14 protein-coding genes are annotated in these 13,197 nt (G+C 69.2%); 9 read left to right on the top strand and 5 right to left on the bottom strand.

Annotated elements, in window-relative coordinates:
- Genes CLV68_RS30380 through CLV68_RS30365 form a run of 4 tightly spaced genes read left to right on the top strand, consistent with a single transcriptional unit; the run spans position 1 to position 2,372 of the window.
- Positions 1 to 762, top strand: coding sequence for a 3-oxoacyl-ACP reductase (locus CLV68_RS30380; protein WP_425454890.1), 762 nt, complete (start codon positions 1 to 3; stop codon positions 760 to 762).
- Positions 746 to 1,462, top strand: a complete 717-nt coding sequence (locus tag CLV68_RS30375) for a FadR/GntR family transcriptional regulator (protein WP_121394435.1) — start codon at positions 746 to 748, stop codon at positions 1,460 to 1,462. Before CLV68_RS30380 ends, CLV68_RS30375 begins: the two co-directional genes overlap by 17 nt.
- 56 nt (positions 1,463 to 1,518) lie before the next feature.
- Positions 1,519 to 1,779, top strand: coding sequence for a hypothetical protein (locus tag CLV68_RS30370; RefSeq protein WP_121394434.1), 261 nt, complete (start codon positions 1,519 to 1,521; stop codon positions 1,777 to 1,779).
- Positions 1,776 to 2,372 (top strand): hypothetical protein, encoded by a 597-nt coding sequence (locus tag CLV68_RS30365; protein WP_121394433.1) that lies wholly within the window; start codon positions 1,776 to 1,778, stop codon positions 2,370 to 2,372. Before CLV68_RS30370 ends, CLV68_RS30365 begins: the two co-directional genes overlap by 4 nt.
- Positions 2,373 to 2,571: 199 nt before the next feature.
- Here CLV68_RS30365 and CLV68_RS30360 read toward each other — a convergent pair whose 3' ends face one another.
- From CLV68_RS30360 to CLV68_RS30340, 5 genes are read right to left on the bottom strand one after another with little or no spacing between them, the layout of a single operon-like run.
- Positions 2,572 to 2,787: a hypothetical protein gene (locus CLV68_RS30360; protein WP_121394432.1), complete on the bottom strand. Its 216-nt coding sequence runs from the start codon at positions 2,785 to 2,787 to the stop codon at positions 2,572 to 2,574.
- Positions 2,787 to 2,996 (bottom strand): hypothetical protein, encoded by a 210-nt coding sequence (locus tag CLV68_RS30355; protein WP_121394431.1) that lies wholly within the window; start codon positions 2,994 to 2,996, stop codon positions 2,787 to 2,789. The genes CLV68_RS30360 and CLV68_RS30355 overlap by 1 nt, the downstream gene beginning before the upstream one ends.
- Before the next feature lie 50 nt (positions 2,997 to 3,046).
- Positions 3,047 to 3,217, bottom strand: coding sequence for a DUF397 domain-containing protein (locus CLV68_RS30350; protein ID WP_121394430.1), 171 nt, complete (start codon positions 3,215 to 3,217; stop codon positions 3,047 to 3,049).
- Positions 3,214 to 3,399: a DUF397 domain-containing protein gene (locus CLV68_RS30345; protein ID WP_121394429.1), complete on the bottom strand. Its 186-nt coding sequence runs from the start codon at positions 3,397 to 3,399 to the stop codon at positions 3,214 to 3,216. The genes CLV68_RS30350 and CLV68_RS30345 overlap by 4 nt, the downstream gene beginning before the upstream one ends.
- Positions 3,400 to 4,242 (bottom strand): helix-turn-helix domain-containing protein, encoded by an 843-nt coding sequence (locus CLV68_RS30340; RefSeq protein ID WP_121394428.1) that lies wholly within the window; start codon positions 4,240 to 4,242, stop codon positions 3,400 to 3,402.
- A gap of 117 nt (positions 4,243 to 4,359) precedes the next feature.
- Here CLV68_RS30340 and CLV68_RS30335 point away from each other — a divergent pair, with 117 nt between their 5' ends.
- The 5 genes from CLV68_RS30335 (at position 4,360) to CLV68_RS30310 (ending at position 13,041) form a co-directional block, all read left to right on the top strand.
- Positions 4,360 to 4,557, top strand: coding sequence for a hypothetical protein (locus CLV68_RS30335; protein ID WP_092783444.1), 198 nt, complete (start codon positions 4,360 to 4,362; stop codon positions 4,555 to 4,557).
- Positions 4,558 to 4,660: 103 nt separating this feature from the next.
- Positions 4,661 to 6,148, top strand: a complete 1,488-nt coding sequence (locus CLV68_RS35835) for a class E sortase (protein ID WP_211346821.1) — start codon at positions 4,661 to 4,663, stop codon at positions 6,146 to 6,148.
- Positions 6,149 to 6,302: 154 nt separating this feature from the next.
- Positions 6,303 to 11,330, top strand: coding sequence for a beta strand repeat-containing protein (locus tag CLV68_RS30320; RefSeq protein WP_147460225.1), 5,028 nt, complete (start codon positions 6,303 to 6,305; stop codon positions 11,328 to 11,330).
- A 257-nt stretch (positions 11,331 to 11,587) separates the two neighbouring features.
- Positions 11,588 to 12,301: a class I SAM-dependent methyltransferase gene (locus CLV68_RS30315; protein WP_121394426.1), complete on the top strand. Its 714-nt coding sequence runs from the start codon at positions 11,588 to 11,590 to the stop codon at positions 12,299 to 12,301.
- Between the two features lie 89 nt (positions 12,302 to 12,390).
- On the top strand, positions 12,391 to 13,041 hold the full coding sequence (locus CLV68_RS30310; RefSeq protein WP_121394425.1) for a 4'-phosphopantetheinyl transferase family protein: 651 nt from the start codon (positions 12,391 to 12,393) through the stop codon (positions 13,039 to 13,041).
- Positions 13,042 to 13,197: the final 156 nt, after the last annotated feature.

The following is a 13,197-nucleotide window of genomic DNA, read 5'->3' as shown; positions in this document are numbered from 1 at the left end:
ATGCGTCTAGAGGGACGGGTCGCCGTGGTCACCGGCGGCGCCAGCGGCATCGGTCTGGCGTCGGTCCGGCGGCTGGCCAGTGAGGGCGCCAAGGTCATTGTGGGTGATATTGACCCAACAAGTGGACTGAAAGCAGCCGAAGAGGTGGACGGGCTGTTCGTCCAGGTCGACGTGACCAGCGAGGACGAGGTCAAGGCCCTGTTCCAGGCCGCCGCCGACACCTACGGCTCGGTCGACATCGCGTTCAACAACGCGGGCATCTCCCCGCCCGAGGACGACTCGATCCTCACCACCGGCCTCGACGCCTGGCGCCGCGTGCAGGACGTCAACCTGACCTCGGTGTTCCTGTGCTCGAAGTACGCGATCGAGCACATGCGCCGCGCGGGCAAGGGGTCGGTGATCAACACGGCTTCCTTCGTGGCGGTCATGGGCGCGGCGACCTCGCAGATCTCCTACACCGCGTCCAAGGGCGGGGTGCTGGCGATGAGCCGGGAGCTGGGGGTGCAGTTCGCGCGTGAGGGCATCCGGGTGAACGCCCTGTGCCCCGGACCGGTGAACACGCCGCTACTGCGCGAGTTGTTCGCCGCCGACCCGGAGCGCGCCGCCCGCCGGCTGGTGCACATCCCGCTCGGCCGCTTCGCCGAACCGGAGGAGATCGCCGCCGCGGTGGCCTTCCTGGCCAGCGACGACTCCTCGTTCATGACCGCGTCGCAGTTCCTGGTCGACGGCGGGATCTCGGGGGCGTATGTCACTCCCGAATGACCCGCTCGACCCGGCCATGGCTGCCCTGTTCCGCCCGGTCCGCGCGGGCAACGCCTTCGAGGAGACCATGGAGCGCATGCTCCAGGCCATCCGCCTCGGGGTCGTGCCGCCGGGCGGACAGCTGCCACCCGAACGTGAGCTCTCGTCACGCCTCGGGGTGAGCCGGGTGACCTTGCGTGAGGCGCTGCGGGCGTTGCAGGAGTCCGGCCACGTCGAGTCCCGACGTGGTCGCTACGGCGGCACCTTCGTCCGCGTCCCGTCGTCGGACCCCCTGCCCGCCCCGGGCCCGGGCGACATCGAGGACACCCTGACCCTGCGCTACGCCCTGGAAACCGGCGCCGCCGAACTCGCCGCGTCCCGCTCCCTGCCGCCGGCAACCCGCCGCCACCTCCGCGGCTGCCTCGCCGACGCCTCCGCCGCGGGCATCGACCACTACCGCCGCACCGACTCCCGCCTGCACCTGGCCATAGCCGAGGCCACCGCCACACCATCCCTGACCGCCGCCCTGGCCGACGTCCGCACCCGCCTCAACGCCCTCCTGGCCGCCATCCCCCTGATCCCGGCCAACCTCACCCACTCCAACGCCCAACACAAAACCATCATCGACGCCATCCTCGACGGCGACGCCGGGGCCGCCCGCGCCGCGATGGCCGAACACCTGGCGGGCACGGCGGCGCTGCTTCGTGGGTTCCTGGCCTGATCCGGCGCCGTCTAGTCAGCTTGACGCTTGCGCGGCAAGCGCGATAGACATACCCTGTGGTCAACAAGCGGCTGCGCCCGACGGCGCTCCTTCGGTTGACGCGCAAGGTGGCGCGTCAGCACAAACGCAGTCTGGTAGAGGAATCTGGGCGAGGTAAGGGGTCGCACCGCCTGTACTTGCTACTGGATGAAGGCGGCGCCGAAGTCGGGCGGATCGTCGTCCCTGATCACGCGCGAGAGCTGTCGTGGACGGTGTTGCGCAGCATCGAGGACGCGCTCGCCCACGAGCTCGGCGAGCGGTGGATGGAGGAGAAGTGACTGACCAACTGCCCGTCTACTCCGTCGTGGTCTCCCGGGAGGACGACCTCTGGGTGGCCGTGGTCGAGCAACTCCCGGGCGGTGCGACGGACGTCGAGCGCTTCGGGGAGCTGCCGGACGCGGTTCGAGACCTCGTGTCGACCCTGGTGGGCGTCGAGCCCGACGCGTTCTGGATCGAGTGGCGCTACCAGCAGGGCGACGCGGACCTGACCCACGTGATCGAGACCTTCCGCCAGTGGGAGCGGCTCGCCACGCAGTTGTCGCGCCACCGGGACGCGTCGCGGCTGGCGGCTGTGCGCGACATGCGTTCCGCTGGGCTGTCGTACCGGGAGATCGCTGACGTGATCGAGGTGTCGCACCAGCGGATCGGCCAGCTGCTGGACAAGTCCGGCGTCGTCGACGGTGCTGAGAAGGCGCTGGCGGGCGTCGTCATCGACGGTCCCGGGTCGGGTGTCGCCACGCCGTTCGACATGCTGGTCGCGGTCCTGCTCGACAGCGCGCGCCGACTACCTGCGGCGTCCAGGTCCGGTCTGCTGGCCACCGCTGCGTCGCTGCTGCGCGAAGCGTCTGTGGACCTGCGGCCCGCTGGGTGATGAGGTGCGCTAGGTCTGCTTCTCGGCCAGGGCGACGACGACCTGGTTGGGAGTCTTCGGAGATGATCCGGCCGTCCTGCGCCTCGGTCAGCCGGCCCGTGCCAGGCCGAACACCCCGCCGCGCCGACCGGTCGAGTCGCCGGTGGCCGCGTGGAACCGCGGGTAGCGAAGAGCATCCACACGCCGATCCTGCCAGCGGCTACTTGGTGACGATGGGTTCGGGCTCGGCGAAGTTGTCGCCGCCAGGGGGTGAGAGGCGGGTGGTGTGGAGGGAGATCACGCGGCCGTCGGTGCAGGTGATGCGGAGGTCGGTGACGTTTTTGTCGACGGCGTAGGTGTCGATGCTGGTGATTTCGGGGTGGCCTGCTGCTTGGAGCTGCTCGCGCAGGTAGTCGACGAAGCGGTCGCGGCGCATCAGAGGGCCGACTCGGGGATCGCGTACGCGGCGTGGGCGGGGACGCCGGGGCCGGTGACCTCGCGGACCATGATGGTGGCTCGGGCGCCGCTGGCGAAGTCCACGCGGAGCCTGCTGTGCCCCTTGTCGATCTTGACCACCTCGGTGATCTCCGGGTGGTCCTTGCTCAGGACGTCGAACAGGACGTCATCGAGTTCGCGGAGGCGCATGGATCAATATAGGCACACAAGGGCCCCCGAAATGATTCGGGGGCCTCGTGTCAGCTGACTCTGGTGAGGAGGCTGGTGAACGCGCGGGTGGGGAACCGGAGGGTGGGGGCCGGGTTCTTGGTGTCGCGCAGGTGGACGGTGGTGGGGGTGGGGTGGGCTACCTCCACGCAGTCGTTGTTGCCGCCGCCTGCGCCGCTGAAACTGCTGCGGCGCCAGGTCATCGGGTGACGCCGGTGAGGAAGATGGCGAACGACTGAGTGCCGAAGCGCAGGTTCGGGCCGGTGTGCTTGCTGTCTCGAAGGTAGACAGTGGACCCGATGGCGGGGCGGGCGACTTCGACGCAGTTGTTGTTGCCGCCGCCTGATCCGGTGCGGCTGCTGCGACGCCACTGAAGCTCGTTCACTTAGCTCAAACTCCTTACTCTGGCGCGGATCACCTCCGCGCTGTCCTCGGGGTTCAGGGCTTGCGTCCGAATATCCCCGAACATGACTAGGAATTGCTGGACATCGTGTTCATTCTCCACCCACACACCACCTGCTGGGTGCTCTAGATACACGACGTCTGAGTCGCCCTCGTCGTCGAAGGTCATGATCTGGTACCCGCCAGACATGTTGCCGTAGGCGCCAACCTCGAACGGAACGACGTGCAGTGTCACGTTCGGTTGCTCGACGAGGGCAAGCAGTCGCTGCAACTGGTCGTGAAGCACCTTGCGCCCACCGACTTGCCTATGCAGCGCGGCCTCGTCGAGGCAGATGCACACCTCGATAGCGTCCGGATCCTCGAGGAAGCGTTGGCGCTCCAGTCGGGCCTGGACTAGTTCGTCTACATTGGATTGGCCATTTGTCGTGGCGAACATCGCCGTCGCGTAGTCGGCGGTCTGGAGTAGACCGGGGATCGCCGAGGTTTCCAAGGCAAGGATCTGCTCGGCCTCGCGCTCGGTGTTGACGAGTTCGCGGAAGGCTTTGGGGGAGTCGGCGGGGAGGCGGATCTTGGGCATGGTGACCGAGGCGGCGTCGTAGAGGGTGCTGGCCTTCTCCTCGGCGTCGTCGCCCGCGCCGTAGTAGGTGAGCAGGACCGAGACGGCGGCCCAGGCGGGCTTGTAGATGCCGTTCTCGTACCGGCTGATCGTGCTCTCCTCCGTCTTCAGCTTGCGTGCCGCGTCCACCGCGCGCAGGCCCGCTGCCTCTCGGAGCTCGCGCAGGTATCGGCCGAGTCGCTTCTTGCGTCGGGTCGGGGTTGCCGCCATGGGATGAGCCTAGCGACTGTCCGTGTGGAGCATGTGCACTCTAACGGGGCATTGTTGGAGCAACTTGCGCCGGCCTAGGTTGGCGTCATCACCAACAGACGACAGGAAGGTGCCCCCATGCTGCGCTCCGATCTGGAGATCACCACCTGGGCCAAGATCAACGACAGTTGCTCGATCTCCGCCGAGGTCGAGGGGACTGACCTGGTGGTGCGCTTCGCCGGTCAGCTCGACAACTTCGAGGTCCTGTTCACCCCCGCCAGCCTCGACCAGCTCATCACCGCCGCCACCGAGGGCCGCGCCCTGCTCAACGCCTGACCCCGCCGTCCGACCCGCCGCCGGTAGAGGGCATTCACCTCCTCCGAACGGACCTGTGACGTACCTTTTAGGGGTCCGTTCCACAGCCGAGGGGGTGCACCACATGCCGGACGACCGGCGGCGGGTCCCCCCACGCCGCCCCCAGGACCCCGAGGCCCCCCGCCCCGCCCGGCGGGCCCCCGAACCCCCGCCGGAGCGCACCCGCCACTCGGGCTCGCTCAACGGCTCTCTCGACCCGACCCCCTCCCGCCCCACCGGCGCCAACCCCGTACCGCCTCGTCCGGCCGCCGCCGGGCAGCCACCGCCCCACGGCCGCCCCGCGAACAGCCAGCCCGCGACCAGCCAGCCCGTGAATGGCCGCCCCACGAACGGCCGCCCGGCGAACAGCCAGTCCGCGAACAGCCAGCCCGCGCGCCCGCCCCGTCCAGTGAACGGGCAGCCGCTCAACGGCAGGCCGATCCGCCCGGCGACCGGTCGCCCGGCGGCGGACAGGCCCGCGGCAGGCAGGCCGCCGCACGCGCGAGCCCACCCCGCCGAGGCGCGGACCGAGTTGATCCCGCCGGTCACCGACGACGACCCGACCGAGTTCATCCAGGCCCACCGCGGCTCGCTCGGCTACCGGGACCCCGAGACCGAGCGCATCCGGCCTGCCGACCAGGACGAGCCGGACGACCGGGTCCACCTCGACGACCCAGCCGACTACGACGACCACGACGACCACGACCACGACAACAACGACGACCCGGACGACGAGTTCGACGACGACCCGCTGCCGCCGCCGCGTAAGCGCAAGGAGAGTGCCGCGTCCGTCATCGTGCGGTCCGTCGGCGAGATCATGGTCACCCTCGGCGTGATCGTGCTGCTCTTCGTGGTCTACGAGGTCTGGGTCACCGACCTGGTGTCCGCCGAGAAGCAGGAGGACGTCACCGTCGCGCTCGACGACCAGTGGCAGCACCCCGACCCGGCCGACCCGCAGCGGCAGCAGAAGTTCGAGTTCGCCGACGGTGAGGGCATGGCGAAGCTCTACATCCCCGCGCTGGGCGACGACTACCACTTCACCGTCGTCGAGGGCACCTCCGCCGCCGACCTCGAGACCGGTCCCGGCCACTACAAGAAGTCCGCGCTCCCCGGTCAGCCGGGCAACTTCGCCGTCGCCGGGCACCGGGTCGGCAAGGGCGCGCCGTTCAACGACCTCGACCTGCTGTCCTCCTGCGACGCGATCGTGGTGGAGACGCAGACCTCGTGGTTCGTCTACCGGATGCTGCCCACCTCCGACGACGCCAAGAACTGGGCCGCCAAGGCCGCCGACCCCCAGTGCGCCGGGGTGGCCCCGCAGACCGGCGACTACGCCAGGGCGACCGGCCGCCAGATCGTCACCCCGCAGCAGAGCGAGGTCGTCGCGCCCGTTCCCGGCAACCCCTCGGCGAAGACCGCGGCCGAGCAGCGGCAGAAGATGATCACTCTCACCACCTGCCACCCCAAGTTCTCCAACCGGCAGCGGATGGTCCTGCAAGGCGTCCTGGTGCGCGAGCAGCCCAAGAACGCAGCGGAGCCCACCGCGGTTCCCGCCGAATTGCGCGAGACCGCCTAGAAACACCCCATGGTCCACTTCACACACTGCTGACCAGCATCGTTACCGACATTTACCCGACCTGGTGAATCCGGCGGTGCTGGCGCGCGCCGCCCGTGCACCCAAGGCAGATTCCGATTCGTCGGAAACTGTCGTTCTGCATGGGAGTTGGGACATGTCCATAACGAGAGCGGTCCGCCGTGGTCTAGCGGCGGTACTGGCAACGGTGACCGCCGCCGCCGGGGTCGTCGTCCTCGGGGCCGCTCCGGTGGAAGCCGCGGTCGTGCGCCCGTTCACCCTGAACTACGACAAGGAGCTCTACGGCGACTTCGTCCAGGCGGGCAACGGCACCATGCAGTGCCCCAACGGCGACGACCCCGAGGACCCGTTCGGCGAGCCGATCGCGACCTGCACCCAGTCGCAGGCCAGGACCAACACCACCTCGACCGGCATCAACGACAGCTACTACATGCGGTGGGCCGACGTCGACGGCTCCCCGGCCACCTACAACTCCAGCACCGGCTCGGTCACCATCCCGGCGGGCGCCAAGATCGACTACGCCCGGCTGAACTGGGCGGGCGACACCGGCACCGTCCGACTCGCCGACGGCACCATCTCGTCCTCCCCCGGCTGCAACACCCGCCAGTTCCTCGCGGGCGCGGGCAACGCGATCCTGCCGTCGGGGACCCCGGAGTCGACCTCGGCCCGGCTGACCGTCGGCGGCGTCACGACCGCGTACGCACCCGCGGTGATCAGCCGCGACGCGCTGGCGAACGTGCCGAACTCGCAGCCGCAGTTCTACACCGCCTACGCCAACGTGACCGCGCAGGTCGCGGCGAACCTGACCACCGGGTCCGCGCAGACCCTCACCGTCGGCAACGTGTGGTCGCCGCAGGGCTTCGGCTGCTTCGCGGGCTGGTCGCTGGTCGTGGTCTGGTACTTCGACGCGCCCAACGGTGACGCCCCCGCCAAGCGCGAGGTCTACATCTACGACGGCCACGTGCGCCAGTCCTCCGCCGACGCCGCGACCACCACCACCGTGTCCGGCTTCCGGGTGGGCGACGACAACGTCCGCGTCGGCGTCACCGCCTACGAGGGCGACTTCAACATCAGCGGCGACTCGTTCTCCATCAACGGCACCGCCGTGGAGGAACCGATCTCGGCGGCCGTGACGAACAACTTCTTCGTCTCCAACGCCGAGAACGACACCAACCCCGCGGTCGCCAACAACATGAGCGTCGACTCCAAGGTGATCGCGACAAACCTGATCACCACGGGGTCCACGTCGGCGACACTGACCTTCGCGACCTCGGGTGACACCTACCTCGCCGAGAACCTCGTGCTGTCGGTGCCGATCCCGTCGATCAGCGTCACCAAGACGCTCAACGCCCCCGGCCCGTACAAGCCGGGTGACACGGTCACCTACAACTTCTCCATCGTCTCGCCGGGTGGCTCCAGCGCGACCAGCGTCGAGGTGGACGACCCGCTCGCCGCGAACTGCGACAGGGTCATCGGCACACTGCTGGCCGACGCGCCCTACACCTACTCGTGCACCGGCCTCGCCGGTTCGGACGACTACATCAACACCGCGACAGCCACCGGCGACAGCGCCTTCGGCGACCCGCTCACCGGCACCGGCGAGGTCCCGGTCACGGTGATCAACCCGTCGATCGACATCACCAAGGTCGCCGACCAGGCCACCTACACCACCGGCCAGACGATCACCTTCACCATCACCGTCCACAACGACGGCGACAGCCCGATCACCGGCATCTCGGTGAGCGACCCGACCGTGCCCTCGTGCGCCAACGCCACGATCGGCACCCTGGGCGCGGGCGGCAGCAGCAGCTACACCTGCACCGCGACGGCACCGATCGCCGGTGACAGCAACACCGCCACCGTCAACGGCACCGACCAGCTCGGCGACCCGATCAGCGACTCGGCCACCTCCTCGGTGCCGACCGTGGGTGAGATCTCCGGCCGCGTGTTCATCGACCGGAGCAACAACGGCACCTACGACCCGGGCGCCACCCAGTACGACACGGGTGTCTCCGGTGTGACCGTCACGCTGACCGGTACTACCGCTGGCGGTAGCCCGGTCAACACGCCTGGCACTACCGCCAGCGACGGCACGTTCGTGTTCGCGAGCGTCCAGGCCGGTACGTACACGGTCACGGAGACCCAACCCGCCGCCTACGACGACGGCACGGACACCGCGGGCACGCACGCCGTGTCGGGTGGCAACGACATCTTCACGGTGACGTTGACCTCCGGGCAGTCGAGCACCGGCAACCTCTTCGCCGAACTGGCGACGTCAAGCCTGGCGGGCCGCGTTTACCTTGACGCCGACAACAGCGGCACGGTCAACGGCGCAGAGGGCGCGCTCACGGGCAACCCGGCGGTGACCATCTCGCTGACCGGTACCGACAACGGCGGCAACGCGGTCACGCTGTCCACGACGACCAACGGCGCGGGCAACTACACCTTCTCCGCGCTGCGACCCGGTACCTACACGATCACCGAGACGCAGCCGGGCGGGTTCACCGACGGCAAGGAGACCGTCGGGACCTCCGGTGGCACGCTGTCGCCGCCGAACGCCATCAGCGCCATCTCGCTGGCGGCCAGGGCGAACGCCACCGGGTACCTGTTCGGTGAGTACGTGGCCACCTCGATCACCGGCAGTGTCGTCGACGACGGCGGCAACGCCATCGCCAACGTGACGATCACCCTCTCCGGTGACGCGTCGTCGAGCACCACGACGGCGCCCAACGGCACGTTCAGCTTCACCGGCCTCGCCCCCGGCACGTACACGATCACCGAGACCCAGCCGGTCGCGTACGGCGACGGTCCGGAGAGCGCGGGCAGCCCGGCGGGCAACATCTCGGTCAACGACGTGATCAGCGGCATCGTGCTGTCCTCGGGCACCGCGGGCGCCGAGTACGTCTTCGCCGAGGACCGCGGGTCCATCGCCGGTGTCGTGTTCGACGACTACGACAACGACGGCATCAAGGACGCGGGCGAGCCCGGCCTGGCGGCATCGGTCACCCTGACCGGCGTCGACGCCAACTCGGTCACCATCACCCCGGTGACGATCACGTCCAACGCCACGACCGGTGTGTACACCTTCCCGAACCTGCTGGGCGGCACCTACGTGGTGACCGAGGCGACGCCGGGCAACCGGCTCGACGGCAAGGAGGTGGTCGGCACCACGGGTGGCACGCTGTCGCCGCCGAACGCGATCACCAACATCACCCTCGCCGGTGGTGAGGACGCGACCGGGTACACCTTCGGTGAGCTCACCGCGTCGTCCATCTCGGGTCTGGTCACCGACAACGCGGGCGCACCCGACCCGCTCGCGGCGAACCCGCTCGAGGGCGTCACGGTCACGTTGACCGGTCAGGACGACCTGGGCGTCAACATCACGCCGATCGTGGTGGTCACCGCCGCCGACGGCACCTACACGTTCCCCGGTCTGCGGCCCGGCACCTACACGATCACCGAGACCCAGCCCAACGGTTACGGTTCCGGGTCGTCGACCGCCGGTTCGGAGGGCGGCGACGACTCGCTGCCGAACGTGATCGCCGAGATCGTCCTCGACCCGAACAAGTCGATCACGGACTACAACTTCGTCGACGCGCTCGGCTCGCTGACCGGACACGTGTTCCAGGACAACAACAAGAACGGGATCCAGAACCTGCCCGGTGACATCGGGCTCCCGAACGTCGTCCTGCACCTGACCGGTACCGACGTCAACAGCCAGCCGGTGACCCTGACGGCCACCAGCAAGGGCGACGGGTCCTACCTGTTCCCCGACCTGGTCGCGGGCACCTACTCGCTGACCGAGGAACAGCCGGACACCTACAACGACGGTCAGGACACCCCGGGAACCGGCGGCGGGTCGACCAGCGGGTCGGACACCATCACCCCGATCACGATCACCGCCGGTGAGGTGGCGAGCGGCTACAACTTCGCCGAGTACCCAGACTCCATCGGTGGCCGGGTGTGGGTCGACCTCGACGGCGACGGCGTGATCGACGTCGACGAGACGACGTTCCTGGCCAACGTGACCGTCACGCTGCAGGACGGCAACGGCGTGCAGATCACCACGACCACCACCGACTCGAACGGGCACTACTCGTTCCCGAACCTGCCGCTGGGCAACTACATCGTGGTGGAGACCCAGCCGGTCGGGTACGGCTCGACCACACCGAACACGGTGCCGGTGACCCTGCTGCAGATCAACCCGAGCACCATCGAGGGCAAGGTCGTCAACTTCGGTGAGCGGCACGGCAGCATCGGCGACTTCGTCTGGAGCGACACCAACGGCAACGGGCTGCAGGACAGCGGCGAGCCGGGTGTGGCCGGGGTGACCCTGACGCTCTACAGCGACACGGGCACGCCGATCACCACGACCACCACCGACGGCGACGGCAAGTACCACTTCGGCGACCTGGTGTCCGGCACCTACTACGTCGGCGTCACGCTGCCCGCGGGCAAGTCGTTCACCAAGCCCAACGTGGAGGGTGACGCGACCAACTCCGACGTCAGCTGGGTGACCGGCGTCAGCGCGGCCCTCTCGGTCGAGCCGGACGGCAACGGCGCCATCCCGCAACTGACCGATGTGGACGCGGGCCTGGTCACCAAGGTCGTCGACCTCGCGGTGGGGGTCACCACCCCGACCCCGAGCGCCAACATCGGCCAGACGGTGATCTTCACCGCCACGGTCGCCAACACCGGCACCACCCCGGTCCAGGGCGCCCGGACGACGATCACCATCCCGGCGGGCCTGAGCGTGGTCTCCGCGGGCGGCACCGCGGTTCCCGCCGCGAGCTCGCAGGACATCAACGCGGCCGCGGCCATCGAGTGGCAGTGCTCCACCAGCGGCCAGACCGTCACCTGCGCGACGGACGCGATCATCCTGCCGGGCCAGTCGCTCGGCGCGATCACGGTGAACACCACGGCCACCCGCGCGGTCACCGACACCACGGCCCGGGCCACGGTGACCCTGGCCGACGGCTCATCCGACGACAACCCGAACAACGACGCAGCCGTCGTCTCGGTCGGCGTGTCGGCGTCCTCCTCGGACCTGGTCGACACCGGCGCGGACGTCAAGTGGCCCTTCTTCGGCGGCCTGTTCTTGCTGCTGGTCGGCTCGGTGACGGTGTTCATCACACGTCGGCGGCGGGGTAGTAGTAGCGAGTGATCTCTAGCTAGGTAGGACGAGGCCCGCGGGAATCCCGCGGGCCTCGTCGCGTGTCGGGGGTCGGGCGTTGCGGGTGTCGCGAGTGGACCCTGCTTGTGGCGGGTGTTGTGACGGGCGGTTATGTGCATCGCTGGTTCGTGGTGTTCTTTCGTTATCTGATTTCACCTGTTCAGCCCAAAAAGTCGATCAAGGACTTGTGTCCGTAGCTGACTGGCCGTAAACCATCACCCATCAGTGGGTCAGTGGTAGGAGGCATCATGGGTCAGCCGGTCAACGCCAACTGGCAGGGGTTCTGGTCGGACACCCCGCACGAGCAGGGGGTGGCCATCTGGGACAGCGCGCCCGGGGTGACCTCGACCGCGCACCTGCCGTTGTTCGAGCAGCACTTCGCCGTCGACCTGGCGGTGCTCGACATCGGGTGCGGGAACGGGACGCAGTCCGCCGCGTTGGCCGCGCACTACCCGCGCGTCCTCGGGCTCGACTTCGCGCCCGCGGCCATCGAGCACGCCACCGCGCTGTACGGCGAGTCCGGTGTCGACTTCCGCACCTTCGACCTGGCCGACACCGCCGCCGCCACCGCCCTGCACGGCGAACTCGGCGACGTGAACATCTACATGCGCGGCGTCCTGCACCAGATGCCCGACGAGCGCCGCGCCGACGCCGCCGCTTCGCTGGCCACCCTGATCGGCACCTCCGGCCACCTCTTCGCCGTGGAACTCGCCCCCGCCGCGGGCGAGACCATCAAGTCCGCCATGTCGGAGAGCCCCACCGCCGTCCCCAAGATGCGCCAGGTCTTCAAGCACAACCTGACCCCCGCCGCCTGGGTCGACGGCAAGCTCGAGGAACTGCTGACCGGCGCCGGCCTCACCATCCTCGACACCGGCCCCATCACCCTCGAGGGCACCGACACCCGCGTGGACGGCACCCGCCTCGACCTCCCCATGACCTACGCGGTCGCCCGTCGCGCCTGACCCCCACCCACCCCGGCGGACCGGGCCGCCGGGGTGGGGCATGATCCACGCCACTCCCGCGGGCGCGGGTGGGTGGATAGGGTCGAGGGGTGATTGAGCAGATCCTCCCGGCCGCCGCCGTCGCGGTGGAAGCGTTCGCGGACCCGGTTGAGGCTGTGCTGTTGCCCGAGGAGGAGCCGTTCGTCGCCAAGGCCGTGGACAAGCGGCGGCGGGAGTACACGACGGTTCGGCACTGCGCCCGGGTGGCGTTGGCGCGGTTGGGGCGTGCGCCCGCGCCGATCCTGCCGGGCGAGAAAGGCGCGCCGCAGTGGCCGGACGGGGTGGTCGGCAGCATGACGCACTGCGCGGGCTACCGGGCCGCCGTGCTCGCTGAGTCCGCGCACCTCACCACCGTCGGCATCGACGCCGAACCCCACGTCGCCCTCCCCGACGGCGTCCTCGACGCCGTCAGCCTCCCCGACGAGCGCGACCACCTGGCCGACCTCGCCCGCCGCGCCCCCGAGGTCCACTGGGACAAACTCCTCTTCACCGCCAAGGAAAGCGTCTACAAGTCCTGGTTCCCCCTCACCCGCAAGTGGCTCGGCTTCTCCGACGCCCGTCTGCGCCTGAGCGAGGACGGCACCTTCACCGCCGCCCTCCTGGTCCCCGGCCCCACCGTCAACGGCACCGAACTCACCGGCTTCACCGGCCGCTGGACCACCGGCGACGGCCTCGTCATCGCCGCCATCGCCCTGCCCTAGGGACTCCAGCCCCGCCTCTCCGGCCACCGCCAACGCACCGCGGCGGGGCCCACTCCGCCCTGGATCAGCGCGCCTGTGACCCTGGTCGATGACTAGTCCGGAGCAATACGCGGAACGATCTGGTCGACCGCTGCCGTGGCGGGGGTAGCGCGGGGT

Source organism: Actinokineospora cianjurensis (assembly GCF_003663795.1).
GTDB lineage: Bacteria > Actinomycetota > Actinomycetes > Mycobacteriales > Pseudonocardiaceae > Actinokineospora > Actinokineospora terrae.
The sequence above is the reverse complement of the archived record's forward strand: the minus strand, read 5'-3'. Positions and strand labels throughout refer to the sequence as shown.